Here is a 26,856-nt window from a genome sequence, read left to right as displayed (position 1 = left end):
TTATGGACGAAAAAATCTGCATTGGTTGCAAGTACAGCGACGCTTATAGTAGCTTTTCAGAGCTCAAAAAGAACAAATGGATTCCAATATTAGCGTGTCGTGTTTTGAACCCACACGCACCAACGCCTTGTAAGCACATCTTCGCATGTCCTTTTGTTCCGTCTAACGGGAAGGATCCGGGTTACATCGACCTGATGAGAACTATACGGGTGTTCCTGATTAACCACCTGGATTTAGCTAGAGGCCTTTGGGATGAAATGACTTTAAGCGACAATGACCAAGATGGCAAATACACTCTGGGTAAAGAAATCGTCAAGTTAGAGACCTATGAAAGGGATTTGACAGTCAGATTGATTAGAGCCATGCGTAGAGAGGAGGAGAAAAAGAACCATGAATAGAATCATCCTCTTGGGCCGTCTGGTGCGGGATCCGGAAGTCCGGGTCACTCCCACGGGAAAAACGGCCTGCACCTTCACTCTAGCTGTTGACCGTCCCTTCACTGCGAAGGACGGCCAGCGGGAAGCAGATTTCATTCCTATCCAGACCTGGAATAAAACCGCAGAAATCTGTGGGAACAGCCTGAGCAAAGGACAGAGAGCCCTGGTGGAGGGCCGGCTGCAGATCCGTAGCTTTGATGGAAAAGACGGGAACAAGCATTATATGACGGAAGTCATTGCCGACTGGGTGGAATTCATCGAGCGGAAGGGCTATGGCAGCAATCCGGCTGCCGGCCAGAAGAAACCTGAACCGGAAAAACAAGGGTTCGAAAGGTTCGGACAGGATGTGACCCATGATTCTGACTTTCAGTTTGATGAAGAAGTTCCGTTCTAGGAGGTGGCAGCATGGTCAACGGGAAAAAGAAAGGCAAGAACGGGGAACTGGAAGTGGTCCGGCTCTGCCGGGCACAGGGCTATGAAGCCAGGCGCTCTGCCCAATTCTGTGGCAATAACGAAGAGGGCACTGCCGATGTGGTAGGCCTGCCGGGGATCCACATCGAGGTCAAGCGGGTGGAGCACCTGAACCTGGACGATGCCCTGGCGCAAGCCACCAGGGACGCAGGGAAGACTACGGGGAACATCCCAGCTGTTTTCCATCGAAAAAACGGCACCAGATGGAAGGTGACCATGGGGGCAGACGACTGGTTCCGGCTCTACCGGGAATGGGAAGCGGGAGGAAAGCCATGAAAGTCGTGGACGCCAAAAGGCAGGAAGCCAGGATTAAAAAGCGCTGCACTGGATGTCAGTGGGCAAGCCCAAAGGAATTCCAGAAGTATGACAGGCTTTGGCCGTTTGTGACCTGTACTGGCTGTGCTGGAAAGAAATGTTTTGAGGTGACTATCTGCCCATATCGGGGGGAATGAAAATGAGCATGTACAGCTTCAAAGGAAACTTCAAGAAATGCGAAGAGTGCGGGGAGACTTTTTACAAGCATCCTTCCGTTGATAGATGGAAATACAAAATCCATGACTTTATGGGCATCCATTGGTTCTGCGGGTATAACTGCATGATGAAATGGGAACGTCGGAAGGAACGGTACATGGCCAGAAAAGGAAGGAGGCAAAGATAGTGGAAAACATGGTGATCTTTGGATTAGGCATGCTTCTGGGCGGATTCATTTCCGGATTCGTCCTGAGCCTAGTCATGATTCATAGGCGTTTGGAGGATTAGGTATGGCAAGAAGGAATAGACGGAAGATCTTCAAAGGATTGGATGAAATGCAGGAACTGATTGACAGAGAAGACTCCAGACGGATCTATTTTGGGAAATGTGCTTATTGTGGTCGGAATCTTGGCCCTGCAGACTGGCATTGGATGCGAGACGAATTTGGCCAACGGGTCCGAAAATGCAATAACGAGAGGCGCTGCTATGCCAGCCGGAAATCGGAAGCGGATGCAGCCTTCAGGAGAGCAATGCGGAAATAATTCGGAAATAACGAACAGGTAAGGGAGGAAAGGGAATGAAAAGCAGTACGAAAACGATTCAGGACCTTTTGGAGCATTATAATGAAATCCAACAGTACATTACCAATGTGAATGCAGACATCGAGGACTGCCAGAGGATGTTGGATCTGGAAGCTGCTCCGAAATCTCCCTGCCTTTCAGCAGTTGGCGGCAGCGGAGGAGAAAAGTGTTCCTCCGAAGAAAAAGATGTTTTCCATCGGGAAAAGCTACAGACACAGTTGGAAAACTACCGGGCAGAACTAGATAAAATCGAACCGACTTTCAACCGGCTGAAGAGGAGCTTGGAAAGCCTGAAGTCATTTGACTTTATCCAGTTCCGGATCCTGAAGGTGAAATACATCCAGGGCAAGACCTGGGACGCAGCATCCTATTATTCAGGTCTGCCGAACAGTACCTGCAGGAGCCAGGCAGATATGGCTCTTTACCGACTGAGCATCATGGTATTTGGATTCGATGATATCCCGGAACAGCTTTCCCTGGACTTTTTACAGAGTTAGCAGATTTTCGCAGAATTCCGCAGAATTCAAGCAGAAACAGGCAGATCTCCGTGATAGACTGATAGTATAAAATCGAATAAGGAAAACAAAGTCATGCAGACAGCATGGCTTTTTCTTTTGCCCAAAATAAAAACAAAAATAAAAATTGAAAATCAAAAGTGAAACAGGAAGTGGAAACGAAATGGCCAGGGATTTCAGTCGGGACATATACAACAGCCACCGCTGGAGGAAGGTGGCCAAGGCCTATGCTGAGAGCCAGCACTACGTGTGCGAGCGTTGCCACAACCGTAGCTTCGTGGGCACGGGCAAGCCGGCCAGGTTCATCGTCCATCACAAGCAGCACCTGACTCCTGATAACGTGACGGACGACAGCGTGGTCTATGGGTGGGACAACCTGGAGCTACTGTGCATCTACTGCCACAATGCTGTGCACGGGCAGGGGCTGGACCGTGAGGTGCTGTTCGACGACGAGGGGCAGCCGGTGGGGCTCATAAACCACAATACAATCTCAAAAACAAAATGACTTTGAGCCTATACCTGTTAGGGGTACCCCCCTACGTGAGCCCTTGATTCCTGAAAAAGCTACGCCGGGGGCGGGCCTTCGCTTAAAACGCAAGGTGACCGCCAGGGGGGTGTAGTTATCCTCAAATTAAGGGGGGTATAGGTAATCTGGTAAAAACAAAAAGAAGGTGAGGAAATGAGCAGGCTAAAACCGGAAACACAGATCAAGAGACGGATCCAGGAGATAGAAGGCATCCTGGCTACGGCAGACGAAGACAAGCTGGCCCTGGTGAGGCCGCTGATTACCCAAGTAGCCCACCTGGAAGTCCAGCTGGAAGGTCTGATGGCCAAACTGGAAGCCGAAGGCTTCGTGGAGGAGTACAAAAATGGTGAAAATCAGTTTGGGACAAAAGAGAGCACGGTGTCTAAAGCATATTCATCCACCTTCAAGAACTATGTCAATGCAGTCCGGACCCTCATTCAGTGTCTGCCAGTGGCGGCCCAGCCGGACGCTGAGGATGCCCTGACGGACTTCATCAAGGAACGGCCACGATGAACTACATCGAAAAGTACTACAACCAGATTGAATCCGGGAAAGCTGTGGTCTCGGAAAAGGTCCGGAGAACCTACAAGCACCTGATGGACAAGCTGGTTCGGGACGGTGACTCTGCTTACATCTACGATGACCGGAAGGCCCAGTACGTCATTGACTTCATCCAGACATTCTGCAAGCACTCCAAGGGCAAGTGGGGCGGCAAGCCGGTGGTCCTGGAATTATGGCAGAAGGCTCTGATCAGTGCCCTGTTCGGTTTCGTGGATAAATACACGGGGCTCCGGGAATACCGGCAGCTGATTCTGATCATCGGCCGGAAGAACGGAAAATCCACACTGGCCTCCTGCATAGGGCTCTATCTCCTTGTGGCCGACGGGGAAGCAGGTCCGGAAATCTATTCTGCTGCTACGAAAAAAGACCAGGCCAAAATCATCTGGAAGGAAGCCCGGTCCATGATCAAGAAAAGCCCGGCCCTGGCCAAGCGCCTGGCACTGCGAGTCAGTGAAATCCGGTGCGGATTCAATGAAGGGACCTTCGAGCCTTTAGGCAGTGACTCCGACAAGCTAGATGGACTGAACGTCCATGGCGTACTCATCGATGAACTTCACGCATTGAAGGACAAAAACCTGTATGACGTCCTGGTTGACGGCATGACCGCCCGGGAACAGCCCCTCTGTGTGATCACCACCACCGCAGGCACGGTCCGGGACAACATTTTCGATTTGAAATATGACGAATGTGAACGGATCATCAAAGGATATGACGATCCAGAAGGCTATGTGGATGAAACGGTACTCCCGATTGTCTACGAGCTGGACAAAAAAGAGGAATGGGCCTATCCAGACTGCTGGGCAAAGGCTAACCCGGGCCTGGGAAGCATCAAGAACCGGGAAATCCTGGCTCAGAAGGTATACCAGGCCCAGCATGATGCTTTGCGGGTTAAGAATTTGCTCTGCAAAGACTTCAACGTCAGAGAGACAAGCGGCCAGGCCTTCTTTAGCTTCGACCAGCTGAACAACGAAGCCACCTATGATCTCAAGAGCCTCCGGCCTAAATACGGCATCGGGGGATTTGACCTTTCTGAAACCACGGACCTGACCTGTGCTACCATGCTCTTCTGTGTCCGGGACGATCCAAACATCTACGTAAAGCAGATGTACTGGATCCCGGAGGAACTGCTGGACAAGCGGGTGCGGGAAGACCAGGTACCTTATGACATCTGGAAAGAAAAAGGATGGCTGCGGACATCGCCCGGCTTCCGCAATGACTACCGGCTCATCCTTCAATGGTTCGTCGATGAAATGGAACAGGACGACATCTATTTATTTAAATGCGGCTACGACCGATGGTCAGCCCAGTACCTGGTTCAATCTATGGAAGAACGGTTTGGAGAAGACATCATGGTCCCTGTTGCCCAGGGCAAGCAAACACTGTCTGGGCCTATGAAGAACCTGGCCGCCGACATGACGGCCGGCCGGATCATCTACGACAACAACCCTGTTCTGAAGTGGTGCATGGCTAACGTGGCCGTGGATGTGGACCGGAACGATAACATCCAGCCCTGCAAGACCAGCAACCCACGGAAGCGTATCGACGGCTTTGCTTCTCTGCTGGACGCTTACACGGCGTATGAGAAATACAAGGAAGACTACATGAACCTTATCTAGGGAAGGGGGTGAAATCATGGAAATCAGATCGATGTTCAATACCATCTTTGGCAAGCTGTTCAACGGGCCCAGGAATCTGACCAGGGCCAAACTGTTGGACGGCTATTCCAATGACTTCATCCCATTTCACGGGGACGCTTATGACAATGCCACTGGCCGAAACTGCATCGACACCATTGCCCGGCATGTAGGGAAGCTGCATCCGCGGCATATCGTCCGAAAAAATGGGAATATCGTCAAGAATGCGGACAGCCGGCTGCAGTACCTCCTGGGGAACCGGCCGAACCCTCTCATGACGGCCAGCGAGTTCCTAGAAAAGATCACGGCCCAGTATTACTGCTACAATAATCTCTTTGTTTATGTCCAGCGTGACATGAACGGAAATGTGATAGCCATCTGGCCGCTGAATTTCGCTTCCACAGAGCTTTTTGAGGACGACAAAGGGAATCTATACTGCAAGTTCTTTTTCAACTCTGGAGAGCAGGCTACGGTCCCATATGGGGAACTGATCCATATCCGAAGGCACTTCTGCCGGGATGAACTGTTCGGGGACCCGGAGGGCAAGATCCTGGCCGAAGACATCAACCTGCTGAAGGCTGTGAAAACTGCAGTGATCAACGTTGTGAAGAACTTCACCAAGCTCCGGGGAATCATCCAGTGGACCGGAACGGTCCGGCCAGAAGACCAGGAGAGCATGTGGCGGAAATTCGTGGAAAGCTTTGCGGGTCCTTCTAATGGCAGCGGGATCGGCTCCCTGGACAACAGGGGCAAATTCCAGCAACTTACCACTGATACCCAGACCTTCAGCGACAAGCAGATGCGGTTCGCTCGGGACAACCTTTACAAGTATTTTGGCGTTTCCGAGCATATCGTTTCCGGGGAGTTCACAGAAGAAGAATACCAGGCTTTCTATGAAAGCACGGTGGCTCCCATTGCTTTGAAGCTTTCCCAGGAATTCACCGAAAAGATTTTCACACCGAAAGAACGGGGATATGGGAACGAAATCGTGTTCGAAGGGAACCGACTGACCTATATGAGCACGCGTTCTAAAGTACAGATCGCTGCTGCTATGATCCCGGCTGGGGCCATTAAGCGGAACGAAATCCGGGAACTGTTCGGGTATGCAGGCCTGCCTGGCAAGGAAGGTGAAGAAATCGTGGTTTCCCTGAACTACGTCAAGAGCCAGGACCAGAGTAAGTATCAGATCGGGGCTGACGAAGACCAGGACAAAAAGAAGAAAAAACGGACGGAAGATGATGACACAACGGAAGGAGGTGATGGGGATGACGAATAGAGTTGAAATCCGGAATGTCGAAATCCGGGCGGCGGACGGAGGAGGGGAAGAACTCCATGTGGAGGGGTATGCTGCGGTTTTCCAACAGCGGACCCTGCTTTGGGAATCTCCCTTCAGCGGCACCAAGTACTACGAAATCATTGCTCCGGAAGCCGTGGACAGCCGGACGGACATGAGCGATGTGATTCTGCGGTATAACCACAGCGATGCAGCCTTGATTCTAGCCAGGAGTTCCAATGGGACGCTGACAGTCACTCCGGATGAAACCGGCCTTAAAATTTCCGCCAAAATCGCTCCGACTACGGCCGGCAAGGATATCTACCAACTGATCAAACGGGGAGATATTTCCAAAATGTCCTTTGCCTTTGCCGTAGACAAAGACGAATGGGAAAATGACCAGGCAAACAAGACCCAGACAAGGACTATCCGTCATATCAGCATGGTCTACGATGTGTCCCCGGTGGATGTCCCTGCTTATGACGGCACCAGCATCACCGCCCGGAACGGGCAATCCGTTGTTGACGAATTGAAGGAGCGGGAAGCCCAGGAAAAACTGCGGCAGAAGCTCATTGTCCAAACCTATCTGTGAGAAAAGGAGAAAATCATGAATCCGAGACTGCTTGAAATCAGAAAGAGAAAAGAAGAAATCCGCGCGGCCCTGAATGGCAACGAAAAAGTGGACCTGAAGGCCCTGCAGGAAGAACTACGAAGCCTGGACGCCGAACAGAAAGAGCTGGAAGAACGGGAAAGGGTGGCCCAGTCCATTACCCTTGGCAATGTACCGGAAAACGTCCAGCAGCGGCAGAATCCTGCGGCAGCAGCACGTCCCGCCCAGGGACTGGACTCTGAAGAATACCGGAAAGCCTTCATGGCCTATGCCCTGCGTGGTACCCCTATTCCGGCTGAATTCCGGTCCGATGCGGTAGCCAGTACGAAGGATGCCGGGGCGCTGATCCCTCCGACTACGCTGAACCGCGTCATTGAAAAGGTGCGTACCTATGGCAATATCCTGCCTCTGGTGACCCGGACCGCCTATAAATCCGGCCTGGCCATCCCGACTTCCGACGTGAAGCCTGTCGCTACCTGGGTAGCCGAAGGCACCGGCAGCGACAAACAGAAAAAGGTCCTGGGGACTATTACCTTCAGCCACTTCAAGCTGCGCTGTGCTGTGGCGGTTACCCTGGAAGCTGAATACATGACCCTTTCTGCCTTTGAAGACGTGCTGGTGAACAACATTGCCGAAGCGATGGCAGTTGCTCTGGAAGAAGCCATCATCAAAGGGAACGGAACCAGCCAGCCGACCGGGATCATCCATGATCTGAGCAAAGGTCAGACTCTGAATGTAGCATCCCTGAGCCTGGATACCCTGGTCAAGGCGGAAGCTGCTCTTCCCCAGGCCTATGAAGCCGGATCTGTCTGGGTGATGACCAAATCCACCTGGATGCAGTTCGTGGGCATGACGGACAGTGCCGGCCAGCCCATTGCCAGAGTCAATGTCGGAATCAACGGGGTACCGGAACGGAACCTGCTGGGACGGGACGTTAAACTTTGTGACTATCTGACCGACTTCTCCAGCACCCTGACCAAGACTGATGTGTTCGCTTTCATTTACCGCATGAAGGACTATGTACTGAACACCAACTACAATGTCGCCATGAAGGTCTACGAAGACAATGAAACCGATGACATCATCAGAAAATCCATCATGGTGGTTGACGGGAAGCCCGTAGATTTCAACTCCCTGGTGTTGCTGACCGGCAACAAAACTGCCTGAACGAGGTGAGAACTATGGCCGTGACGCTGTCTCAAGCCAAGAACTGGCTGAAAATCGACTCTGACATCACGGAAGATGATGAACTGATCACGGAGCTGATCTCTGCGGCCAACGAGTACATCGAAGGAAGAACGGGGAAGCGGAACAACGGATCGGCCTTGTATGACCAGTGTATCAGGCTTTTGGTCTGCCATTGGTATGAGAACAGGGCTATCTACAGCTCCAAGCCGGGAGCCATCAACCCGATTCCCCATTCAGCCGATGCACTTATCATTCACATTGCTCAGTGCGGCATTTTCCCAGTGATAGGAGATGATGCCCCATGATCAACGTGGAAATCGGCACCCTGGACAAACGGATCCGGTTGCTGAAATACGCTGAAACAGAGGATGAATATGGGTTGACACACCAAACCCTGGTGGATGCTATTGGGCACAGACTGTGGGCCAGAATCGAACCGGCCAGGGGCAAGACCTACTATGAGCAGTACAAGGATAAGGTGGAACTGGTGACCAAGATCACCGTCCGCTACCGTCCGGGAATCACCGATGCCATGCTGGTACAGTACGGTGGCCAGACCTACAAGATTACCTCAGTGGTGGATCCCTACCAGGCTCATGTGAAGCTGGAGCTCATGTGCAATCTGAAGAGAGTGGGTGAGGCTGATGGGGATTTCCATTGATGAATTTGTGGAAAAAATAGACAAGATGGCTGCTGCCTATGGATCCGACGCTTCCGACGTGCTGGAAGAGGGCGCGAAGGATATGCAGAAGGCCCTCCGGAAAGACTCTCCAGTGGGCCATGCAAAACACAAGCACAAATTGAAAAATTCCTGGAAGATGGAAGTCATCGACCGTCTGGGACAGGAACCGGAAGCTCACATCCGGAGCACCGCTCCTCATTTTCACCTGGTCAACCGGGGCGTGCAGCATCCGAAAGATCCGCACGGCAAAGACAAGCCGGAATGGTTGGACGCCTTGAACAAGCATGTCGGTTTTATGCAGCGTTCTGTAGCAGACCATTGGCCAGAAATCAAAAAGAAAATGGCCGAAGGGTTCTATGGGAAGGTGCGTGGGCATCTTGGCTGAAGTCGTAAAACAGGCCCAGGTTCTGAGCCTAATCATTCAAAAATTAACAAAAGAGTTCAACTGCAAGGTTTATTCCGATGAAGTCAAGGAGGACTTCCGGAAGCCTTGCTTTTTTATTGCCGCAACAAGTGTGATGAAGCCTATGACCGTGGCCTGGATGCAGAAAGAGCTGACGGTGGGAATCACCTTCTATCCAAAGGACCAGGACAAGAACGAACTGGTCTATATGGATACCATCGATCGAGTCCAGGCTCTTTTCCAGGTTGGAATCCAGCTGAAGGAACGGAACCTGAAGATAGAAAGCATCGAGGACGACCGGGTGGGAGAAGAACAGGACATCTTGCAGGTCCGGATCACGATCCCTTATCTGGAACAGGTGACCGGAGATCGCAACCACGGATCCGATCTCATCGAGGAAGTGGACATGGAAACCATCCATGACGGCGGCAGAAACCATCAGGAAATCTTTCCTGATGTCATTGCAAAGGAGTGAATAAGATATGGCAAAACTTGGAATGCCTTCTGTCAATATCGCTTTCATAGAAGCCGGTATTGAGGCTATCCAGCGCAGCCAGCGAGGAATCGTGGCCCTGCTGCTGGAAGAGCCCCAGGATACCATCACCAAGCTGCTGAAGGACCATGAAATCACCAGCGGGAGCGGTGATACGGCGTCCACTACTAAAGTGAAGGCTATCAGCAATCCTTTTGTGGTCTATACCAGCGATGATATTCCGTCTGAACTGAGCGAAGAAAACAAGGACTATATCACCAAAACCCTGATTGGCTATACCAAGGCCCCTTACAGAGTGCGGGTTTACCTGATGGCCAAGGATGAAACCAATGATTCCAAGGCCGACAAATTCGCAGAGGCTCTGAAAGGAATGGCAACGGACCGCTGGGATTACCTGGCTATCCCGACAATTACCCAGGCCCAGTGCGAAAGCGTGGGGACATGGCTGAAAACTAACCGGGAAAACAAGCATAAGCGCTCCAAGGTGATCCTGCCTGGCTATGCCGGGGACTATGAAGGAATCATCAATTTCAGCAACACGACCATCGTGACGGCCAATAAGACGTACACCGGGGCTCAGTATATCCCTCGGATTGCCGGCTTGCTCTGCGGGACGCCTATGACCATCAGTGCCACCTATGCCCCGCTGGCTGAAGTCATCGACTGCGATCGATATACGGCGGACGAACGGGACGAAAAGGTCAATAGAGGGGAGTTCTTTGTCTGGTTCGATGGGGAAAAATTCAAAATGAGCCGGGCCATGAACTCCCTGGTAACTACTACTCAGGGCAAACAGGAAGCCTACCAGACCATTAAATCCGTGGACATCATGGACATGATCTATGACGACATCCGGAAAACCTGCGAAGACAGCTACATCGGGAAATATGCCAACGACTTCGACAATAAAATGCTGCTGATCAGTGCCATCATGGGCTACTTCCGGGAACTGGAATCCGGCCGGCTGCTTCAGAAAGAATACTCTACGGGGTATCTGAACGAAGAAAACATTAAGAACTATCAGCTCCAGCATGGCCTCTACACCAAAGACGAACTGGCTGATATGACGTCTCTGGAAATCCAGAAACTGGATACCAAGAAGAAAGTGTTCCTGGGATTCAACATCAAGATCCTGGACGCCATGGAAGACTTTGATCTGCCAATCAATATCTAGGGGGTGAGGAACAATGGCTGAAGCAATGGATGCCCAGCAGGTCATGAGCGGGACCGAGGGCGAAGTATGGATCGATGGGAAGTATATGGGCCAGGTGACGGCCTTCAAGGCTGTAGTGAACTTGGAAAAGGTGGAAGTCAACCAGGTGAAGGTACGGGGCAAGAAATACAAAACTACTGGTTGGGAAGGCAAAGGCAATGTGAAACTGAACCACATGAGCTCTTTCTTCATCGACCTAATGGCCGACAACATCAAGAAGGGACACCAGACCAAGGTGACCATCCTGGCCAAACTGGATGATCCGGACGCCATCGGAGAAGAACGGGTGGTCATCCGGGATGCGACCTTCGATAAGCTTACCCTGATGGACTGGCAGGCGAAGAAACTTGTGGAAGATGACTATGATTTCACTTTCACTGATTTTGATGTTATGCAAACTGCTAGCGAATAAGGAGAAAGAATATGAATTTAGCTGAAGCACTGCTGGCTGCGGATGCCGGCAAAATCGCCAGAAAGGCTACTGAACAAATTGAAATCCCCAGACTGACGAAATTGTTTGGGGTTCCCTTTATCCTTGACCTGAAACAGATCCCCTATCGGAGAATCCGGGAAATCCAGGACAATGCTACCAAAATCAACAAGGATAAGACCATCACGGTAAGCAATGGCGAAATGTACATGGCACTGCTGTGCGATGGGATTGCCAATAAGGAATTCGACCAGCTTGAAGTCCTGAAAAATTTCGGCTGTGCTACCCGGAAGGATCTTTTTGCAAAAATTTTTTTGCCGGGGGAGATTCAGGATATCGCAGATGAGATCTCCAAGCTGTGTGGCTACAGCACTAAGAATATCCAGGAACTGACTGAATCCGTAAAAAACTGATCAGCTCTGACGGGGATGTTCAGGCTATGTACTGGCACTACATCCGGCATGGCCTGAAACCGTCAGAATACTACCAGATGGGATACGGGGAACGACTGGTTCTCCGGGCCTTCATGGAAAAGGAATGCCAGGAGATTAAAGAAGAGGAAGACGCTATCAAGAGAAAGGCGAAAGGGGGGATGTGACCATGGCAGAAATCATTGATGTAATCATGAGACTGAAGGACGAAACGACCAACAGCCTGCGCCGGATCCGGAATGGAATGGAAGAAACCGCCAAAGCCAACATGAAGCTGGGACGGGATATCACAAATGCCGGGAGAGGCATCGGGAACATTGCCCATGCCATGGCCCCTCTGGCTGCCGGGATTGCAGGCGTTGGAGCCATTTCCGCCAAAACCTTCATGGACTTTGATGCAACCATTACAGGTGCTGCCGTTAAAGCAGGGGCCACAGCCGAAGAGATGCAGAAGATGAAAGACGCTGCTGCAGCTATGGGGGCTAAATTCCCGACTACGGCACGGGATGTGGCAGCCGGCATGGACCGGCTGGCAGCAGGAGGCTTCAACGCCGAACAGTCTATCGGAGCCATGCCGGGCATCATCGAATCAACCATCGCCTCCGGGGAAGATCTGGCAACTACCTCTGACGTAATCACGTCCGCCCTTTCTATCTGGAATCTGACCCAGGGTGATGTGGCAGCGAATACCACCCATGTGGCCGACGTTGTGCAGGCTGCGGCCAATGCATCCAAGCTGGGCATGCAGGATTTCGGGGTGGCCATGCAGTACGCCGGGGCTCCAGCTGCGGCATTAGGCATCAACATCGAAGAGCTGGGCACGGCCATGGCCATCATGAGCAACAACGGGATCGAGGCGTCCACCATTGGTACTTCCATCCGGTCCACACTGTCTCGTCTGGCAGACCCACCTAAAAAGGCTGCTGCTGCACTTGACCAGCTGGGTATTTCCATGGCAGATCTCCAGAAAGGAGACGGCAGCTTCATCGGGCTATCCGGTGCGGTGTCTCTGCTCCGGGATAAGATGAGCGGAATGACGGACGTACAGCAGGTGGCCATGGCCAAAGCCATTGCAGGGCAGGAAGCCTACTCCGGACTGCTGGCTCTGATCAAAACCGCCCCAGGCGATTATCAGGCGATGACCAATACCATCACCAATTCTGCCGGATCGTCCCATGCGGCTTACCTGCGGATGCAGGATACCCTGAAGGGATCCATCGATGCCATGAAGAGTTCCATCGAAGCACTGGCCATATCCTTTGGTTCTGCCCTGGCTCCTACTATCCGAAGAGCAGCAGGAGCCATCAAATGGGTGGCTGATATTTTCACCACCATGAACCCTAACACCAGGCAGATGATCATCAACATCGGGGCAGGCGTCATTGCTTTCACGGGAATGGCATTTGCAGTCAGCAAGGTTACACTGGCTGCCGGCAGTCTGGTAAGCACTTACGGCATGATCAGCCGGGCTATGGCTGGACACGCTATCCGTAATAAGGCTCTGCAGTTTGCTGTGCAGGGGACCATCAAAGGCTTCGGACTTATGAAAGCGGCGGCCACTACCATGATGGGACCGATGGGCCTAGTGGTAGCCGGAATCGCCCTGGCTGCTGTTTTGATTTACAAGAACTGGGACAAGATTGGGCCGTTCTTCGTCAGAATCTGGGGCATCGTAAAAAATTCCTTTGCCGGGGCCATTGCACTTATCCGGCCGGCTGTACTGAAGCTACAGCTTGCCTGGATGAATCTGGTCAATGCCTGGAACAATGGAATGGGTGTCATCGGCCTGGTTAAAGGTAACCTACAGTTCCTGGCCGGGCTCCTGGGAGGGGTTCTTACGGGAGCCATCATCGTGGTATCCAGCGTGATTACCGGGGTGCTCACGGGGGCTTTCCGAATCATTACGGCGGTGGTCGGTTCGGCCATTGACGTCTTCGGTGGCATCATTGAGTTCATTACGGGCGTTTTTAGCGGAAACTGGGCAATGGCCTGGCAGGGTGTTGCGGATATTTTCAGCAATATATTCGGCGGGCTTACTGGCATCTGTGAAGGTGTTGTGGAAGGCATCAAGTCGGCTATCAATGGAGTCATTTCCGGCATCAACGGAATCTCCGTTGATATCCCGGAATGGGTGCCCAAGTTTGGCGGATCGCATTTCAGCCTGAATATCCCTTATCTCGCCCATGGTACGGACAACTGGCCTGGTGGGCCGGCTATCATTGGGGAACGAGGCGCCGAATTCGTGAACCTGCCCAAGGGATCCAGCGTGACTTCTCATGACAGATCCCTGCAGCAGGCTTACGCCATGGGAACCAATGCCAACCATGGGGACGGAATCACGGTCAACATCAACGGGGCTGTAATTTCCGGGACCGATGATATCAAGGCCCTGGCCAGGAAAGTGGCCGAAGAGATCCAGGAACAGATGGAAAAAGTGGCAATCAACAGCACAGTGGGGGCGATCTAATGGCAAGCTTTTTGAACTTCTTTTCTGAGGCTTCCAGCATCGTCTCTGAGGTGCTGGGGGTGTTCGGGGACGGTGGCAGCACGGGAGGACTTTTCACCCTGTCCGGTGGTACTGAAGCAGTGGTATTCCCGGTGAATCCACCATCTTTTGATGTATCCAATGGCTACAAGCATACGGTGGTGAATATCCAGAACCTGGGGGATATCAACCTGCTGGGCAAGCGTGGTCTGGCTTCCATCAAGTTTAGTTCCTTCTTCCCGGCCAATGACTATGAATTTGTCCAGCTGCTGACTGTCCAGGCTCCCTATGTGTATGTGGGGGTCATCAAGAAAATGGCGGAATCCAACCAGCCCTGCACTTTATCTATCACTGGGACGGATGTCAGTACTCCGGTGACCATTGACGAATTCACTTTCGGTGAAAGAGACGGCACGGGAGATGTCTACTTCAGCCTGCAGCTGAGGGAATACCGCTATGTGATGCCGGCATCATCTCTGACCAGTGCTGTCACTGACCTGAAAAGCAGGGTGGCGACTACATTGGAAAACAAGACGACCACAGTCCTGGGTGTCAGCCAAGCAGATTTGGACACGGCCCAGCGGGCAGTGCAGAAGACCACAAGCATTGTCAACCAGGGGAAAAGAGCCCTGGGGATTTGGAAAGCTATGGTGAAAAGCGGCGGAGTGAAGCCTGGAACCATCCTCAACACCATGCAGGCCGGGGTTATGGCTAACGGTGAATGGTTGAAGAAGTTTTAGGAGGGATGCTGCATGATCATTTTGAGATACAGCGACCCTCCAGAAACCGAAAAGGAAGTTAAAGCCCGGAAGGACAGCAATGGGGCTGAACCCCTGGACAACTTTGATATTTCTGCCTATGTGCGGAAAGTAACCTGGTCCGGGGACTGTGACCAGGCTGCCCGGAAGCTGGACTTTTCCATTGCCTACAATACCATTAACAAGGATAGGACATTCCAACCACTCAACCTGAAACTGGGCGGATTTGTCTATATGTTTTACCAAGAAACGGTTGCGGATCCGGAAATGGAAGTATTCCAGGGCCGGATTTTTTACAGAAAACGGACCAGTGGGAGCTACAGCTTTGAATTTACCTGCTTTGACGATCTGATCTACCTGGCCAAAAGCCAGATGCGGATAGTTATCAAGGGAACCGTTGCTGATGGAATCCGGCAGGTCTGCCAGGAAATCAACATCCCGGTAGGGACTTTACCTCAGGATCTGACGGCAACCGTAGACCTCTTGGTGGATGGAAAATCCGGCACAGAAGCTCTCCGGATGCTCATGGATCAGCAGCAGGTGGCCGATAAAACAGCGGGTAAAGATACCGCCTATTTGCCTGTTTGTCTGAAAGGCCAGGTCAATGTGGTGGCCAAGGGTTCTCTGATTGATGGCTATACAGCGTCTGCTGACACCAACGTGATTTCCGCCGATCACTCCGAAAGCATCCAGGATATGGTGAACCGGGTGAAAGCAGTCGATGACAATGGAACCGTCTGTCAGATGTTCACCATCAATGACGATGTGACCCACTTCGGGATGATCCAGAAGATTTACAAGATGCAGCCTCCCAAGAAGGACGCAACGGTGGACAATACGGCTGCAGCCAAAGCGGCCCTGGTCCAGCAGAAAGACGAATCCTCCCTGAAAGGAACGGGCTTCATCCAGTGCATCACAGGTTATTCCATCCTGGTGCAGGAAGAACAGCTTAAGGGCAAGTTCTACATCAAATCCGATTCCCACCAGTTTGAGAACGGGCAGCACATGATGAACCTTACTTTGGAGTATATGCCAGATCAGCAGGAACAGCCGGAAATCGAACAAGTTGACTATGCTCAGCCGGTATTCAAGTCTTCCTCCGGAAAGATGAAGAGCAAGCGGGGAACAGGGAACGGTTCTTCCAGTGTTGATGCGGGCCTTTCTGCCGGCTGGGATGCCTGGGGCGGCACGACCATGGACAATGGTCCGGAAGGATGCGCAGAGTTCGCTGGAAAATGCGGAAGCTACTACAGCCCGTTCCTGTCCCAGGAGTGCGATAACGGTGTCGTCAAAGTACCCGACATGGTATCCGATGCAGATGCTGCCGGGCTCCTGTCCTATGATACAAGCGACCTACAGAAAGGTGATGTGTTGGTTTACGACGATAACGATCATGTTGTCATTTATGATGGACAGGGTGGCTACTATGGCAACAGCAGCAGCCGGAATGTTACTGTCCATGGCGGTGATTATACCGAAATGGACGGGATGCGGGTGACCAAAGTCATCAAGGCCAGCAGGGGGTGAGCGCATGAAAACGGAAAATCCTTATAAGGCCCTGGTGGCCATGCATAGGAGAATTGCCCAAGGGGCAGCCCTGCAGCCGACCGTTGGAATCGGCGTAGTGGTCAGCCCGCCGCCTGCAGTCAAGATTCGCTATAATGGCTACGACCTGGATGCCAGCAGGCTCTGGATCGATGACTACTGGATCCCTGGCCATACCAGGCATATGGTGGGGGCGACCTCTTACCGTGGTGGCGGATCCGGTGAGCCAGCTTACGCGAGCCACAATCATCCCATCGACAACGATGAGCAGCTGACTGACACGTGGATTCCTGGGGACAAGGTACTGCTGCTTCCAGTGACAGGTGAAGATAACCGGACGGTGAAGCAGTTTGTGGTACTCTGCAAGCTCAAAAGATTGGATGGTGAGTGACTATGGCGAATCCTTTTGTCATCGGGCCAACGACGACAACCGAAACTGCCCAGGGAAACCTTCCTATTTTCAAGGAGTTTGCCTGGGACTTTGACAGGAACCAGTTCCTCTACAATGATGATGGCTCTCATAAGATTGTAGAGGGAAACGAGGCCATCAAGGTATGGGTACTACACTGCCTGTTGGTGGAGCGGTACCGGTATCTGGCCTACTTTGATGATTACGGCATCGAACTTGAACCTTTTGTAGGGACGGGCCCCAATGACAGCCAGAGGGCCAGTGAGTTGTACCAATACATAAAGGATGGGTTGCTGGTCAATCCTTACATCCTGGACGTCATTGCCATCAGCACGGAACAAGTCCATAAAAAAATCAAGATGAAGCTGCAGCTGGCTACGGTCTACGGCAGCACATCTGTAGGAATCGAGGTGTAGGACGATGTTTGAAGCGGAAACCAGAGCAGCCATCCTGGAACGGTTAAAAGAGTACCATGATGAATTCCAGGGAGCCGGAACCAGCGCGGTTGAAGGCACCTTCGCTTTTGACACGCTGGCAGCTAACGCCAAGGAGTTTGAAAAAACCTATGCCGAAATGGACCTGATGATGGAAGCGGCCTTCCCCCAGACGTCCTGGGGGAGCTACCTGGATTACCTGGCCGATGAACTGGCTGGGCTATCTAGGCGGAAGGCAACGGCCGCTACTGCAGTTTTGACTATCAGCGGCACCGCCGGAGCAAAGATCCCGAAAGGCAGCGTCTTCAGCACGGGGTCGTTAAACTTCACGACCAAGGCTGAAACAGTGGTTGGATCTGATGGAGTCGTAAATGTGAAAGCTATTGCATCGGCAACGGGAGCCGGCGGGAATGTGGGAACAGGGACCATCATCAAAATCCCCATACCCATTTATGGCGTAAGCCAGGTGACTAATAAAGAAGCTGCATCCGGTGGGTATGAAGAAGAATCTGATGATGCCTTGCGGGAACGGCTGCTCTTTGCGGTACGGCAGCCGGCCACATCTGGGAACGTCTACCACTACATCGAATGGGCTACGGCCGTCCCTGGTGTGGGTGTAGTTAAGGTGCTCCCGCTCTGGAACGGAAATGGTACTGTAAAAGTGATTGTGGTTGATGCCAACAAGGACAGCCCTGGAGACGAGCTGCTCCAAGCAGTACGGGATGCCATTGCTGTCCAGGCTCCCATTGGAGCAACGGTAACGGTAGTGGGTCCAGTGCTGACTACTGTGAATCTGGCCTTGAAAGTAACATCTGGAATCGGGAACGCGGAAGCCATTAAGACAGTACTGACTAAATATTTCAAGGGAAGCGTATTCGGAACTGACTACACGAATATGGCTGCGATGACTGATACTGTGACCATCTCTTATGCGCAGATCGGGCGGATTATCCTGGACAATGCTGACAGCACCGGAGTTAATGACTACACCGGATTGACCATCAACGGTGGGACGGAAAATGTCGTGGTGGGTGCTGATAACCTGCCTGTAGTTGGGACGGTGACGCTGACATGAAACATGAATGGATGAGGCAGGCTGCCATTAACATCCTCCGATATCTACCTGAATTCCTGGCTAAGGACAAGACCTTTAAGGCAACAAACGATGCCGACAGCAGGGAACACAATACTATCCGAATTGACTTGCAGGAGCTGCTGGATCAGTTTTTTATCATCAGTGCCACCTATGGACTGTCAGACTGGGAAGATCTGGTGGGCATCGAAACAGATCCGACTCTGGATCTGGATGCACGCCGACAGGCTGTGATGGCCAAGCTGCAGAATCCTGAAAGCGTCACTGTTGCTTTTCTTGAGAAGCTCATCAATCAGTACATCGCTGATAAGAGCGGCACAGTCACAGATCATCCGGAGACATACAGTGCGGACTTTGACATCCCACTGCTTGACAAGAAAAATCTGGCTGGGCTGACAAGGGACGTGCGCGTGCATATCCCTGCACATATCGGGCCGGTCTATAAGGCTCATACGATTGCCAGCACGGAGAACCGCATCGCTATGATCAAGTCAACCGTAAAGACTGTAGACGTCTATCCTGCAGCCGTTGAGCAGATTAAGCCGGAGTCCACGTACTACGTCGCACTTGCTATAACGACGACGGAAAAACTGATTTTGCAGATAGGAGGTATTTGATGGCAACCTACAATCAATTTGTCGTGACAGACGCCGGCCGTGCTCTGCTTGCAAAAGCGGTAGCGAATAAAGGCACTTTTACGATATCGTCTATCAAGACAAGCTCGCACACGTACACGCAGGGCGAGATTGCAGCCCTGTATAATCTGGATGATGTAAAGCAGAGTTTCCCGCTGGCGTCGGCGATGACGATAGACGGCACGACGATAAAACTACAGTTTAATGTAACCAACGTTGGCCTGGCTAAGTCGTACACATTGGCTACGCTGGGAGTCTACGCGATGTACAACAACTCCGAGACGCTTTTTGCCGTCAGCACGGCGAATAATCCGGATGTCATGAATGCCGAGCAGGCAGGCGCACTGGTACGCAATATCCTGGCCACGGTCTACATCAAGACATCGAATGCATCGAGCATCAGCATTGCCGTGGATATGGATACCTACGTGACCAAGGCAATGCTGGACGCCGCTGAGAAGAAAGTCCTAGACCTCGCGCACCCGATTGGTAGCGTATACCTGCAGGTCGGTGGCACGGATCCGGCGACGGCTTTCGGGGGAACTTGGAAGAAGATTGAGGGGTCGTACCTAATTGCGTCTGGGAGCTATGACGGTGTGACGCTAAAACCGGGATCCCGAGTCGGTGAAACTCGACATGAAATTTCGCTGAAAGAGATGCCAGAACATGACCATGAAGGAGATACTGATCATAATGGTAAGCACCGTCATGGCACCTGGGGCGAAAATCCTAAATACGGTGGCGGTCCATTTGGCATTTATGATAACAAGCCCAATCACGCTGGTTCTAACGGCGGCATTGACTACGATAATCTAATTTACAATACGTCAACAGACGGGGACCATACCCACCACTTCACGACCGGCAAATCCGGAGGCGGCAATCCGATGAGAGTCATGCCACTCGCTACCGTAGTCGATGCATGGTATCGGACAGCATGAGGAGGTGACACAGCATGTCAAATTTTTCGAGTGGCTACGCACTGACGAATGCCGGCGCAAAGCTCATGGCCGACGTCGAAGCTGGCAATCTCGCGCTCAAGCTGACAAAGATGCAGCTAGGCAGCGGGCAGGCGAATACCGTCGATGATTATGTCGCACGATCGGCGCTCTTTGCACCGCAGAATACGATGGTCATCACGAGTATCACGACAGAGGACGTCGGCGATGTGCGCACGTGCCTACTCAAAGCGTCACTGACAAGCGAAGCAGTAGAATCTGGATATGAAGCGACAGAGCTAGGCATTTTCGCGCAAGACAGTACTGGCAAAGAAATCCTTTACGGGGTTTGCTATGACAGCACGCCTGGCTACATAGCATGCAAGACGGATGGCAATAATGCACAGATGGTTTTCTACGTACGCATCGTCACGACGAGTAAAGCGATGGTCAAATTGGCACTGCCGAAGACCGCCGAAGAGCTCGTCGCGCTGGCCCAGCAAAAATCCGCTGAAGCTATCGACTCTGCTACCGCTGCAGCATCCAGCGCATCCAGCGCTGCTACCAGCAACACGTACGCACAGCTGGCCATGAGCTCTGCGTCTGACTATGCGACGAAAGCCCAGAAAGCAGCGGAATCGATTAAAGAGAAGGAAATCCTGGCTATCACAGATTCCGTTGCCCTGGCTATTAACACAGAGGACAGCGGGCTTGACATAGTGGTCACAACTAGTGAATAAGGAGGAAGATTAATGACGCAATACATCATTAAAACCCCACGGCCGGAAGATGTTCAAGGCATTTCGGCTGCCATTATCAAACAGAATGACTTGCTTGAACAATATTTCAAAACCGTCCAAACGGGTTTCACACCCATAACTACATGGGAGGGATTTAAAAATCTCTGCCGCGCCGGTTCCATTCGCTCTTATTACAAAGTCGGCGACCAGCTCCAATGTAAACGTGGTAGCGCTACGCTAACATGGGATATTGTTCACATTGGTGATGTAGAAGATACAGGCGGCAACTATGTGATCCTCCAGATGCATGACTGTTTTCCAGACGGAACACTAGAATTTGACCAGCGAGAGGCTATTTTCCTGGCAAAGACGGAACTAGCGGCAGGTACGTATCACTTCACGACCGTGACGAGCGGCATCACAGATACAAACTGGACGGACAGCACAAAATCCGGCTGGACAAAAACATGGCAATTTACAACTACAAAGACCATCCCCAAAGGCGGGCAAATCTGCTTTAGCAAAGGTATGGAATGGAATACAGACTTGTCGACGCTCAGCATCTCGACGTACTCGAAGCCGGCCGACACGACGGCGCTTGAAACCGTCGCAATGACCTTAGGTACTGGTGGCACTGACCTTGCAACGCTGGGCACGGTCAACCATGCACAGCGTATCTGTTACGGCTATAACCGCTGGAGCCAGTCGAACCTCAGACAATGGCTCAATAGCAGCGCCGCGGCTGGCGCGTGGTGGAGCCCACAGAACGACTTCGACCGCCCGCCGCGCTACGCGACATCGGAAGGCTTCATGAACGGGCTCGACAGTGATTTTCTCGCCGTCGTCGCAAAATCGAACCTCATCACGGATATCAATAAAATCAGCGACAGCGGCGGCCACGATACGACGCAGGATCTGTTTTTTCTGCCGGCCATGGTCAATATCAACGGCGGCAACAACTTTTACGATTCGCCGGGCTCGGCAGTACAGGACATTGAAGACACGGTCGTCTGGGACTACTACACGAAATTCCGCCGAGACGGCAAAACCGGCATAAATACAGAGCAGGACGATAACCGCCGCAAGTACAAACAAGGCAGTTCGACGGAATGGAGCTGGTGGGAACGCTCGCCGGGCTGCGCCAGTGCGTGTTACGTTCGCTACGTCTCTGATGGCGGGCGTGCCTGGTGGGGCCGCGGCGCGTTCGTCTGGGGCGGTGTGGCCCCGGCTTGCCGCATCGAATAATCAATTAATCAGCCGCCAACAGCGGCTGGCAGACAAAAAGGAGAGAATATGGCTATTCCTAAATCTAAACGGTCAACAACACCACTAAGCGTACTTGTGGAGGCTGATATATTAGTCTGCTATACAATCCAACTATGTACTGATGAAAAGCGCTTCCCTAAGCGATACCGCTGGTGCTTAACTCAGCAGATTGTCAATTCTGCCGTAGAAGCCAAAGCAAATATGGCCAAAGCCAATTCCGTTTTCGTCAATGATACAGAAACCGCTAAACTCCGGAGACTGTATCAGCAGAAAGCACTTGCGGAGCTGGCAGCCCTAAGCGCTACCATGGATACAGCTTTCAAGACATTTAGTGGACTTCGTGATTTAGGAGAACCAGGCAGAGCTCAAAAGCACGTCAATATAGCTGTATGGACAAGTCAATTAGACAAGGTTAAAACTCTCCTACTGGCCTGGAAGAAGGCGGACGCCGAAAAATACAAAGCCGTGGGCTGAGCGCTGTAGGGTCGCCGAACTGCGCCAATGCGTATAACGTTCGCAACGTCACTGATGGCGGGCGTGCCTGGTGGAACAACAACGCGTACAACTGGAACGGTGTGGCCCCGGATTACATGGGCCGGTTTAAAGTAACCGCCTTGCGGTGAAATCTGTGCCGATGCAAGGAGCGCGAAGCCCGTCCTCCGTCCATAGAAGGAGGCGAACAAGATGCTGCGACGCAGGCAGCTTCCGAGCTGGTCCTGCTGTAAGCGCAGCTTTTAAACCATGAAAACAGTAAAAGAAGTCGTTACGGATTTTGGCAATCTTTATGATGCTATGCAGCGGTGCGCCAACGGGGTTCGCTGGAAAGCAAGCACAATTAAATACCTGCAAAACGGTTTAACGAATACGGAAAAGCTCAGAGAAGAACTCCTGAACGGAAGCTACAAGCTAGGGAAACAAGTGGAATTTAAAGTCTTTGAACCAAAAGAACGAACAGTTGTGGCGATGCGGTTCAGAGACAGGCAGATTCAGCGCTCTCTGCTCCGCAACTACCTGGCAGATGAATTAACGCGCCATTTCATTCACGATAATGCGGCCGGACAAATTGGCAAGGGGCCGGACTTTGCTATACGCAGACTGAAAGTCATGCTGGGGAAAGCACACAGACTGTACGGGGAAAGAATGTACGCCTATACTTACGACATTAAAAGTTTCTTTGGTAGCACCCGGCACGATGTAGCAAAAACAGCTATTCGTAAGCGTGTCAAAGACGAATGGGCACGGGGCCTGGTTGAACAGATAATTGATAGCTTTCCAGGAAATACCGGTATTGGACTAGGCTCCGATGTTGCTCAATATATTGAGCTGGCGGTCCTTGACGACCTGGACCATTTCATCAAGGAACAGCTGCACGTTAAGTTTTACGTGCGCTACATGGATGATTTCATAATCATCACTGATGGAAAAAGGAACGCCGCCAATTACAGAACGGCTATCGAGCGGGAGCTAGGGAAAATCCACCTACAGCTGCATCCGAAGAAATGTCGTGTGGTTCCGGTCTCTTGTGGATTCAAATGGCTGGGGTTTCGTTTTAGAGTAAAGCAATCAGGAAAAATCCTAGTAACCCTGAATAAAACAAAAATATATCATGAACGAAGAAAACTGAAAAAGATGGTTCAACTTGCAAGAACCGGGAAAATACCACGCACAACGGCCGATGAAAGTATCCGGTGCTGGGCTGCTCATGCAGTCCGCGGGAATAATCATAGGATTATCGGGAAAATGTACGACTTCTACTATGGACTATGGAGGAAGAACGATGTTCAAAAAAATCTCGATGGAAGAACGACTTCAACAGGCAGAAGCGGAAAACAGATCCCTGAAGGCCCAGTTGACCCAAACAGTGGCCCAGACAGCCTACATCGCCATGATGAGCGATGTGGAACTGCCGACTACCAGCACAACGGCGCAGGGAATTAGTACGGAAGGAAGCGGTGAAGATGAGTAAGTGGTTTAAGAAAATTAAAGTATGGTACGAAGCAGGCTATTGGAATACCGAAATGGTGAAAAACGCAGTGGTCAAAGGGAAAATTACCACCGAAGAATATAAAGCCATCACCGGAAAAGAATATGTCACTGATTGAAATCATTGACGTGCAATGCGAAATCATCAAGATGCAGAGTAACCTAATAAAAAGGATGGCATTTGAAATCGGCCAGAGAAATATTTTTGCAGAAGAGATGAAACGCATTGACTGCTTAAAAGAAAGAATCGAGGCGCAAGATGAATGAAGTCGAGGAGGTTGGCTAAAATGGCATTTTTCAAGCTGAAAAAACGTTGCCCTTACTGCGGCACTGCCCTGGATGATAAGGGCAACTGCCCCAACACTGGATGCATCAATTACCAGACCGAATCTAAAGAGGAGGAAACTTCTCAGAAAGAAGGCTGATCCATGGATTGGCTATCGATCGTTTTACCTAGCCTTTCTTCCCTGCTGAGTGGTGTGCTGCTGTTTAAGTTCAAGGAACTTCAGGCGGCAGGGAATAAAGAACAGGCCGAAAGAGCAAAGAAACATGAAGCCCTGGTGACAGGAGTGGTGGCCATGCTGCGGGATCGGCTCATAGATGCCATGGACTATTACCTGGCTCTGGGCTGGGTGCCCCATCACAAGGCTGAAGTGGTCAATAAAATGTACATCGCCTACCATAACCTGGGCGGGAATGACATTGTTTCCCTGACTTACCAGCATTTCATGACCCTTCCCCACACTGCCCCCAGCAAGGAAGAAGGGGAATCCGATGTTTGAGTTTGAGAAAATAGACCTGGAAAACATCTTAGTCATCATTGCGCTGTCTGCCAGCCTTGTGATGGCTATTTTTTATGGCCTGGACAACCTGGCCATGAGCATTGTGACCGGCCTCCTGGGATACATTGGAGGCACGGTGAAAACAGGGAAAGGTGGTGAAAAAGATGGCAAATAAAGTAATTGACGTATCGTACTGGCAGAAAGATCTGAACTATGACCAGGTTAAAGCTGCCGGGGTAAGAGGCGTCATTGCAAAAATCACCGAAGGACAGAAAATTGAAGAAACCTGGTGGGGCCATGTGGCCGAAGCCGAAAAACGGGGCTTGAAGTGGGGCGTGTACTGCTACAGCCATGCGACTACTCCGGAAGAGGCGGCAGCAGAGGCAAATGAGGTGCTGTATCTGCTGGGTGGTGAAATCCCTCCCATGGGTGTCTGGTTCGACTTTGAATCTCCGGCCTGCCTGGGTGCAGATGATCCTACTGCAGTCTGCAGTGCCTTCATCAATGCCATCAATGCGAAAGACATTCCGTGCGGCATCTATGCCAGCCTGTCCACCTTCGAAGATGTTATTGATGTGGAAGCCCTGGCCGATTATGTGCCGTATTGGGTGGCACAGTACAGCAAGACGTGCGATTTTCCGGCTGAATATCCCGGCAAGCTCCTGGCCGGCTGGCAGTACAGTGATAAGCTCAGCATCGGCGGGGTAAACGTGGACATGAACGATTGGTATCAGGATTTAGACTGAATGGAGGAATTATCATGAGCAAATGGACTGATTTTAGAGACAGCATGGTAGACGCGATGAACCTGGACAGTGTAGTCAATGACCTGAAAGATCAGCTGGTTTCCAGCCTGACTTCTGACGGCTTTCCTGTCATTGAAGAACTGGCCAGCACTTTCATCAGCAAGATCCAGGAGCAAGCTGCAGCTGAATCCGGCTGGAATAAGATCCGGGACAGTGTGGTTCTGCCACTGGTGATCCGTCTGGGCCTGTACATGATGAAGGCCGTCCTGGCCGGCAGTGCCAAAGAGACTGCAGAACCTACCAAAGCTGAATAGAGCAAGAAGAAACCCGTAGAGCTAGAAAAAAAATCGTGCTCTACGGGCTTTTTTTATGTTCAAAACTTGTTTAAAATGATTGACAAAATAAACAAAGTGATGTATAATTAAATCATCAAGAGGAGGTGAGAAAATGTGGTAGATGAGATTAAGGCAGCGGTTACCAACTTCATCTTAGTAGTCAATTTCATCCAGGCACTTAGTTGGACTTGGGACAAGATGAAGATGGTAAACAAAAAGCTCCGGAAACTTTCAAACAGCCGGCAAAGCAAGCGAAAGTAACCAGAGCCACCGGGGAGCCGAAAGGTTCCCCACCTGCCTTGATTTTACCACATGGTTACTATGAAAACAATGATTTTCATTACTGTGTTTGCCTTATTCGCCACGTTTTGTACCGGCTCCATAAATTGGAGTAGCTGGCTCCGGGGACTTGTCTGCGGTGCTGTATCAGCAGCTTGGGTGGTCTATGTTGCGCTGAGAAAAGGAGGCAAATAATGGAAACGAAATCTGGATGGGGTGGCAGGCGGCCTAATCAAACGGGCCGTCCCAAAGGAACGGTAAAAGAAATCCATAATCCGCGTCCTCAACATCAGGTCAGAGCTTTTGAGGAGGAGTGGGATTTAATCAAGCGCTTTGCAAAATTGGTAAAACATGGAAAAGCAGAAGTCTGCCGGCAGGCTCTGGAAGAACTGGAAGCAGACGGCAAAAAAACGGCAAAAAAAACTATAGAAAATTAGCCAATTCATACAAATTTTTATCTTTCACAAAGAATGGCCACCGGGATATATACACGCTCCACCAATTCATGC

39 protein-coding genes are annotated in these 26,856 nt (G+C 51.4%); all 39 read left to right on the top strand.

Going from position 1 to position 26,856, the window contains the following annotated elements:
* The first annotated feature begins 2 nt into the window (after positions 1-2).
* The 39 genes from ACTQY1_RS04425 to ACTQY1_RS04235 all read left to right on the top strand — a co-directional run bounded on the left by ACTQY1_RS04425 (position 3) and on the right by ACTQY1_RS04235 (position 26,784).
* Positions 3-398, top strand: coding sequence for a hypothetical protein (locus tag ACTQY1_RS04425; RefSeq protein WP_441373843.1), 396 nt, complete (start codon positions 3-5; stop codon positions 396-398).
* Positions 391-831, top strand: coding sequence for a single-stranded DNA-binding protein (locus ACTQY1_RS04420; protein ID WP_441373842.1), 441 nt, complete (start codon positions 391-393; stop codon positions 829-831). The genes ACTQY1_RS04425 and ACTQY1_RS04420 overlap by 8 nt, the downstream gene beginning before the upstream one ends.
* An 11-nt stretch (positions 832-842) precedes the next feature.
* Positions 843-1,184, top strand: a complete 342-nt coding sequence (locus ACTQY1_RS04415; protein ID WP_441373841.1) for a hypothetical protein — start codon at positions 843-845, stop codon at positions 1,182-1,184.
* Positions 1,185-1,362: 178 nt separating this feature from the next.
* Complete coding sequence (locus tag ACTQY1_RS04410; RefSeq protein WP_441373840.1) at positions 1,363-1,566, top strand: hypothetical protein; 204 nt, start codon at positions 1,363-1,365, stop codon at positions 1,564-1,566.
* Between the two features lie 390 nt (positions 1,567-1,956).
* Positions 1,957-2,457: a hypothetical protein gene (locus ACTQY1_RS04405; protein WP_441373839.1), complete on the top strand. Its 501-nt coding sequence runs from the start codon at positions 1,957-1,959 to the stop codon at positions 2,455-2,457.
* Positions 2,458-2,638: 181 nt separating this feature from the next.
* Positions 2,639-2,980 carry an HNH endonuclease gene (locus tag ACTQY1_RS04400; protein ID WP_441373838.1) on the top strand — a complete coding sequence of 114 codons (342 nt, stop codon included), beginning with the start codon at positions 2,639-2,641 and terminating at the stop codon, positions 2,978-2,980.
* Positions 2,981-3,154: 174 nt separating this feature from the next.
* The gene (locus ACTQY1_RS04395) at positions 3,155-3,514 is read left to right on the top strand and encodes a hypothetical protein (protein WP_441373837.1); all 360 of its coding nucleotides are present in this window, start codon (positions 3,155-3,157) and stop codon (positions 3,512-3,514) included.
* On the top strand, positions 3,511-5,178 hold the full coding sequence (locus ACTQY1_RS04390) for a terminase large subunit (RefSeq protein WP_441373836.1): 1,668 nt from the start codon (positions 3,511-3,513) through the stop codon (positions 5,176-5,178). The genes ACTQY1_RS04395 and ACTQY1_RS04390 overlap by 4 nt, the downstream gene beginning before the upstream one ends.
* 16 nt (positions 5,179-5,194) lie before the next feature.
* Entirely contained in the window at positions 5,195-6,472 is a 1,278-nt protein-coding gene (locus ACTQY1_RS04385; RefSeq protein ID WP_441373835.1) for a phage portal protein, read from the top strand.
* Positions 6,462-7,061 carry an HK97 family phage prohead protease gene (locus ACTQY1_RS04380; protein ID WP_279002466.1) on the top strand — a complete coding sequence of 200 codons (600 nt, stop codon included), beginning with the start codon at positions 6,462-6,464 and terminating at the stop codon, positions 7,059-7,061. Before ACTQY1_RS04385 ends, ACTQY1_RS04380 begins: the two co-directional genes overlap by 11 nt.
* 15 nt (positions 7,062-7,076) lie before the next feature.
* On the top strand, positions 7,077-8,246 hold the full coding sequence (locus ACTQY1_RS04375; RefSeq protein WP_441373834.1) for a phage major capsid protein: 1,170 nt from the start codon (positions 7,077-7,079) through the stop codon (positions 8,244-8,246).
* Between the two features lie 14 nt (positions 8,247-8,260).
* Positions 8,261-8,572, top strand: coding sequence for a head-tail connector protein (locus tag ACTQY1_RS04370; RefSeq protein WP_441373833.1), 312 nt, complete (start codon positions 8,261-8,263; stop codon positions 8,570-8,572).
* Positions 8,569-8,928, top strand: a complete 360-nt coding sequence (locus tag ACTQY1_RS04365; RefSeq protein ID WP_441373832.1) for a phage head closure protein — start codon at positions 8,569-8,571, stop codon at positions 8,926-8,928. The genes ACTQY1_RS04370 and ACTQY1_RS04365 overlap by 4 nt, the downstream gene beginning before the upstream one ends.
* Positions 8,912-9,334: an HK97 gp10 family phage protein gene (locus ACTQY1_RS04360; RefSeq protein WP_279002462.1), complete on the top strand. Its 423-nt coding sequence runs from the start codon at positions 8,912-8,914 to the stop codon at positions 9,332-9,334. Before ACTQY1_RS04365 ends, ACTQY1_RS04360 begins: the two co-directional genes overlap by 17 nt.
* Positions 9,327-9,827 (top strand): phage tail terminator family protein, encoded by a 501-nt coding sequence (locus tag ACTQY1_RS04355; protein WP_441373831.1) that lies wholly within the window; start codon positions 9,327-9,329, stop codon positions 9,825-9,827. The genes ACTQY1_RS04360 and ACTQY1_RS04355 overlap by 8 nt, the downstream gene beginning before the upstream one ends.
* Before the next feature lie 7 nt (positions 9,828-9,834).
* Positions 9,835-11,019 (top strand): phage tail sheath C-terminal domain-containing protein, encoded by a 1,185-nt coding sequence (locus ACTQY1_RS04350; protein ID WP_441373830.1) that lies wholly within the window; start codon positions 9,835-9,837, stop codon positions 11,017-11,019.
* A gap of 13 nt (positions 11,020-11,032) precedes the next feature.
* The gene (locus ACTQY1_RS04345; RefSeq protein WP_441373829.1) at positions 11,033-11,470 is read left to right on the top strand and encodes a phage tail tube protein; all 438 of its coding nucleotides are present in this window, start codon (positions 11,033-11,035) and stop codon (positions 11,468-11,470) included.
* An 11-nt stretch (positions 11,471-11,481) separates the two neighbouring features.
* Positions 11,482-11,901, top strand: a complete 420-nt coding sequence (locus ACTQY1_RS04340) for a phage tail assembly chaperone (RefSeq protein ID WP_279002458.1) — start codon at positions 11,482-11,484, stop codon at positions 11,899-11,901.
* A 26-nt stretch (positions 11,902-11,927) separates the two neighbouring features.
* Entirely contained in the window at positions 11,928-12,086 is a 159-nt protein-coding gene (locus ACTQY1_RS04335) for a hypothetical protein (RefSeq protein ID WP_441373828.1), read from the top strand.
* Positions 12,087-12,088: 2 nt separating this feature from the next.
* The gene (locus ACTQY1_RS04330) at positions 12,089-14,386 is read left to right on the top strand and encodes a phage tail tape measure protein (RefSeq protein WP_441373827.1); all 2,298 of its coding nucleotides are present in this window, start codon (positions 12,089-12,091) and stop codon (positions 14,384-14,386) included.
* Positions 14,386-15,144, top strand: a complete 759-nt coding sequence (locus ACTQY1_RS04325) for a hypothetical protein (protein WP_441373826.1) — start codon at positions 14,386-14,388, stop codon at positions 15,142-15,144. The genes ACTQY1_RS04330 and ACTQY1_RS04325 overlap by 1 nt, the downstream gene beginning before the upstream one ends.
* A gap of 12 nt (positions 15,145-15,156) precedes the next feature.
* Positions 15,157-16,689 carry an XkdQ/YqbQ family protein gene (locus ACTQY1_RS04320; RefSeq protein WP_441373825.1) on the top strand — a complete coding sequence of 511 codons (1,533 nt, stop codon included), beginning with the start codon at positions 15,157-15,159 and terminating at the stop codon, positions 16,687-16,689.
* 4 nt (positions 16,690-16,693) lie between these two features.
* Positions 16,694-17,098 carry a DUF2577 family protein gene (locus ACTQY1_RS04315; protein ID WP_441373824.1) on the top strand — a complete coding sequence of 135 codons (405 nt, stop codon included), beginning with the start codon at positions 16,694-16,696 and terminating at the stop codon, positions 17,096-17,098.
* 2 nt (positions 17,099-17,100) lie between these two features.
* Entirely contained in the window at positions 17,101-17,532 is a 432-nt protein-coding gene (locus ACTQY1_RS04310; RefSeq protein WP_441373823.1) for a DUF2634 domain-containing protein, read from the top strand.
* A 4-nt stretch (positions 17,533-17,536) separates the two neighbouring features.
* Positions 17,537-18,625: a baseplate J/gp47 family protein gene (locus ACTQY1_RS04305; RefSeq protein WP_441373822.1), complete on the top strand. Its 1,089-nt coding sequence runs from the start codon at positions 17,537-17,539 to the stop codon at positions 18,623-18,625.
* On the top strand, positions 18,622-19,260 hold the full coding sequence (locus ACTQY1_RS04300) for a putative phage tail protein (RefSeq protein ID WP_441373821.1): 639 nt from the start codon (positions 18,622-18,624) through the stop codon (positions 19,258-19,260). The genes ACTQY1_RS04305 and ACTQY1_RS04300 overlap by 4 nt, the downstream gene beginning before the upstream one ends.
* Complete coding sequence (locus tag ACTQY1_RS04295; protein WP_441373820.1) at positions 19,260-20,219, top strand: phage baseplate protein; 960 nt, start codon at positions 19,260-19,262, stop codon at positions 20,217-20,219. The genes ACTQY1_RS04300 and ACTQY1_RS04295 overlap by 1 nt, the downstream gene beginning before the upstream one ends.
* A 14-nt stretch (positions 20,220-20,233) precedes the next feature.
* Positions 20,234-20,956 carry a hypothetical protein gene (locus ACTQY1_RS04290; RefSeq protein WP_441373819.1) on the top strand — a complete coding sequence of 241 codons (723 nt, stop codon included), beginning with the start codon at positions 20,234-20,236 and terminating at the stop codon, positions 20,954-20,956.
* A gap of 12 nt (positions 20,957-20,968) precedes the next feature.
* A complete protein-coding gene (locus ACTQY1_RS04285) occupies positions 20,969-22,201 on the top strand; it encodes a DUF6273 domain-containing protein (protein WP_441373818.1) in 1,233 nt (410 codons plus the stop codon).
* A 48-nt stretch (positions 22,202-22,249) separates the two neighbouring features.
* Positions 22,250-22,696, top strand: coding sequence for a hypothetical protein (locus ACTQY1_RS04280; protein WP_441373817.1), 447 nt, complete (start codon positions 22,250-22,252; stop codon positions 22,694-22,696).
* A gap of 267 nt (positions 22,697-22,963) precedes the next feature.
* Complete coding sequence (locus ACTQY1_RS04275) at positions 22,964-24,160, top strand: reverse transcriptase domain-containing protein (protein ID WP_441373816.1); 1,197 nt, start codon at positions 22,964-22,966, stop codon at positions 24,158-24,160.
* 20 nt (positions 24,161-24,180) lie between these two features.
* A complete protein-coding gene (locus tag ACTQY1_RS04270) occupies positions 24,181-24,324 on the top strand; it encodes an XkdX family protein (protein WP_441373815.1) in 144 nt (47 codons plus the stop codon).
* A complete protein-coding gene (locus tag ACTQY1_RS04265) occupies positions 24,311-24,472 on the top strand; it encodes a hypothetical protein (RefSeq protein ID WP_441373814.1) in 162 nt (53 codons plus the stop codon). The genes ACTQY1_RS04270 and ACTQY1_RS04265 overlap by 14 nt, the downstream gene beginning before the upstream one ends.
* A gap of 20 nt (positions 24,473-24,492) precedes the next feature.
* Positions 24,493-24,630 carry a hypothetical protein gene (locus ACTQY1_RS04260; protein ID WP_441373813.1) on the top strand — a complete coding sequence of 46 codons (138 nt, stop codon included), beginning with the start codon at positions 24,493-24,495 and terminating at the stop codon, positions 24,628-24,630.
* Between the two features lie 3 nt (positions 24,631-24,633).
* Positions 24,634-24,987, top strand: a complete 354-nt coding sequence (locus tag ACTQY1_RS04255; RefSeq protein ID WP_441373812.1) for a hypothetical protein — start codon at positions 24,634-24,636, stop codon at positions 24,985-24,987.
* Positions 24,980-25,162 (top strand): hypothetical protein, encoded by a 183-nt coding sequence (locus tag ACTQY1_RS04250; RefSeq protein ID WP_441373811.1) that lies wholly within the window; start codon positions 24,980-24,982, stop codon positions 25,160-25,162. The genes ACTQY1_RS04255 and ACTQY1_RS04250 overlap by 8 nt, the downstream gene beginning before the upstream one ends.
* Positions 25,152-25,733 carry a GH25 family lysozyme gene (locus tag ACTQY1_RS04245; RefSeq protein WP_441373810.1) on the top strand — a complete coding sequence of 194 codons (582 nt, stop codon included), beginning with the start codon at positions 25,152-25,154 and terminating at the stop codon, positions 25,731-25,733. The genes ACTQY1_RS04250 and ACTQY1_RS04245 overlap by 11 nt, the downstream gene beginning before the upstream one ends.
* Positions 25,734-25,747: 14 nt before the next feature.
* Positions 25,748-26,047 (top strand): hypothetical protein, encoded by a 300-nt coding sequence (locus ACTQY1_RS04240; protein ID WP_441373809.1) that lies wholly within the window; start codon positions 25,748-25,750, stop codon positions 26,045-26,047.
* A 494-nt stretch (positions 26,048-26,541) separates the two neighbouring features.
* Positions 26,542-26,784: a hypothetical protein gene (locus ACTQY1_RS04235; RefSeq protein WP_441373808.1), complete on the top strand. Its 243-nt coding sequence runs from the start codon at positions 26,542-26,544 to the stop codon at positions 26,782-26,784.
* Positions 26,785-26,856 lie beyond the last annotated feature (72 nt).

This window comes from Acidaminococcus sp. HCP3S3_G9_1 (assembly GCF_052122455.1).
Lineage (GTDB): Bacteria > Bacillota > Negativicutes > Acidaminococcales > Acidaminococcaceae > Acidaminococcus.
Note: the sequence above shows the minus strand (reverse complement) of the source record. Positions and strands in the feature narration are given on the sequence as shown.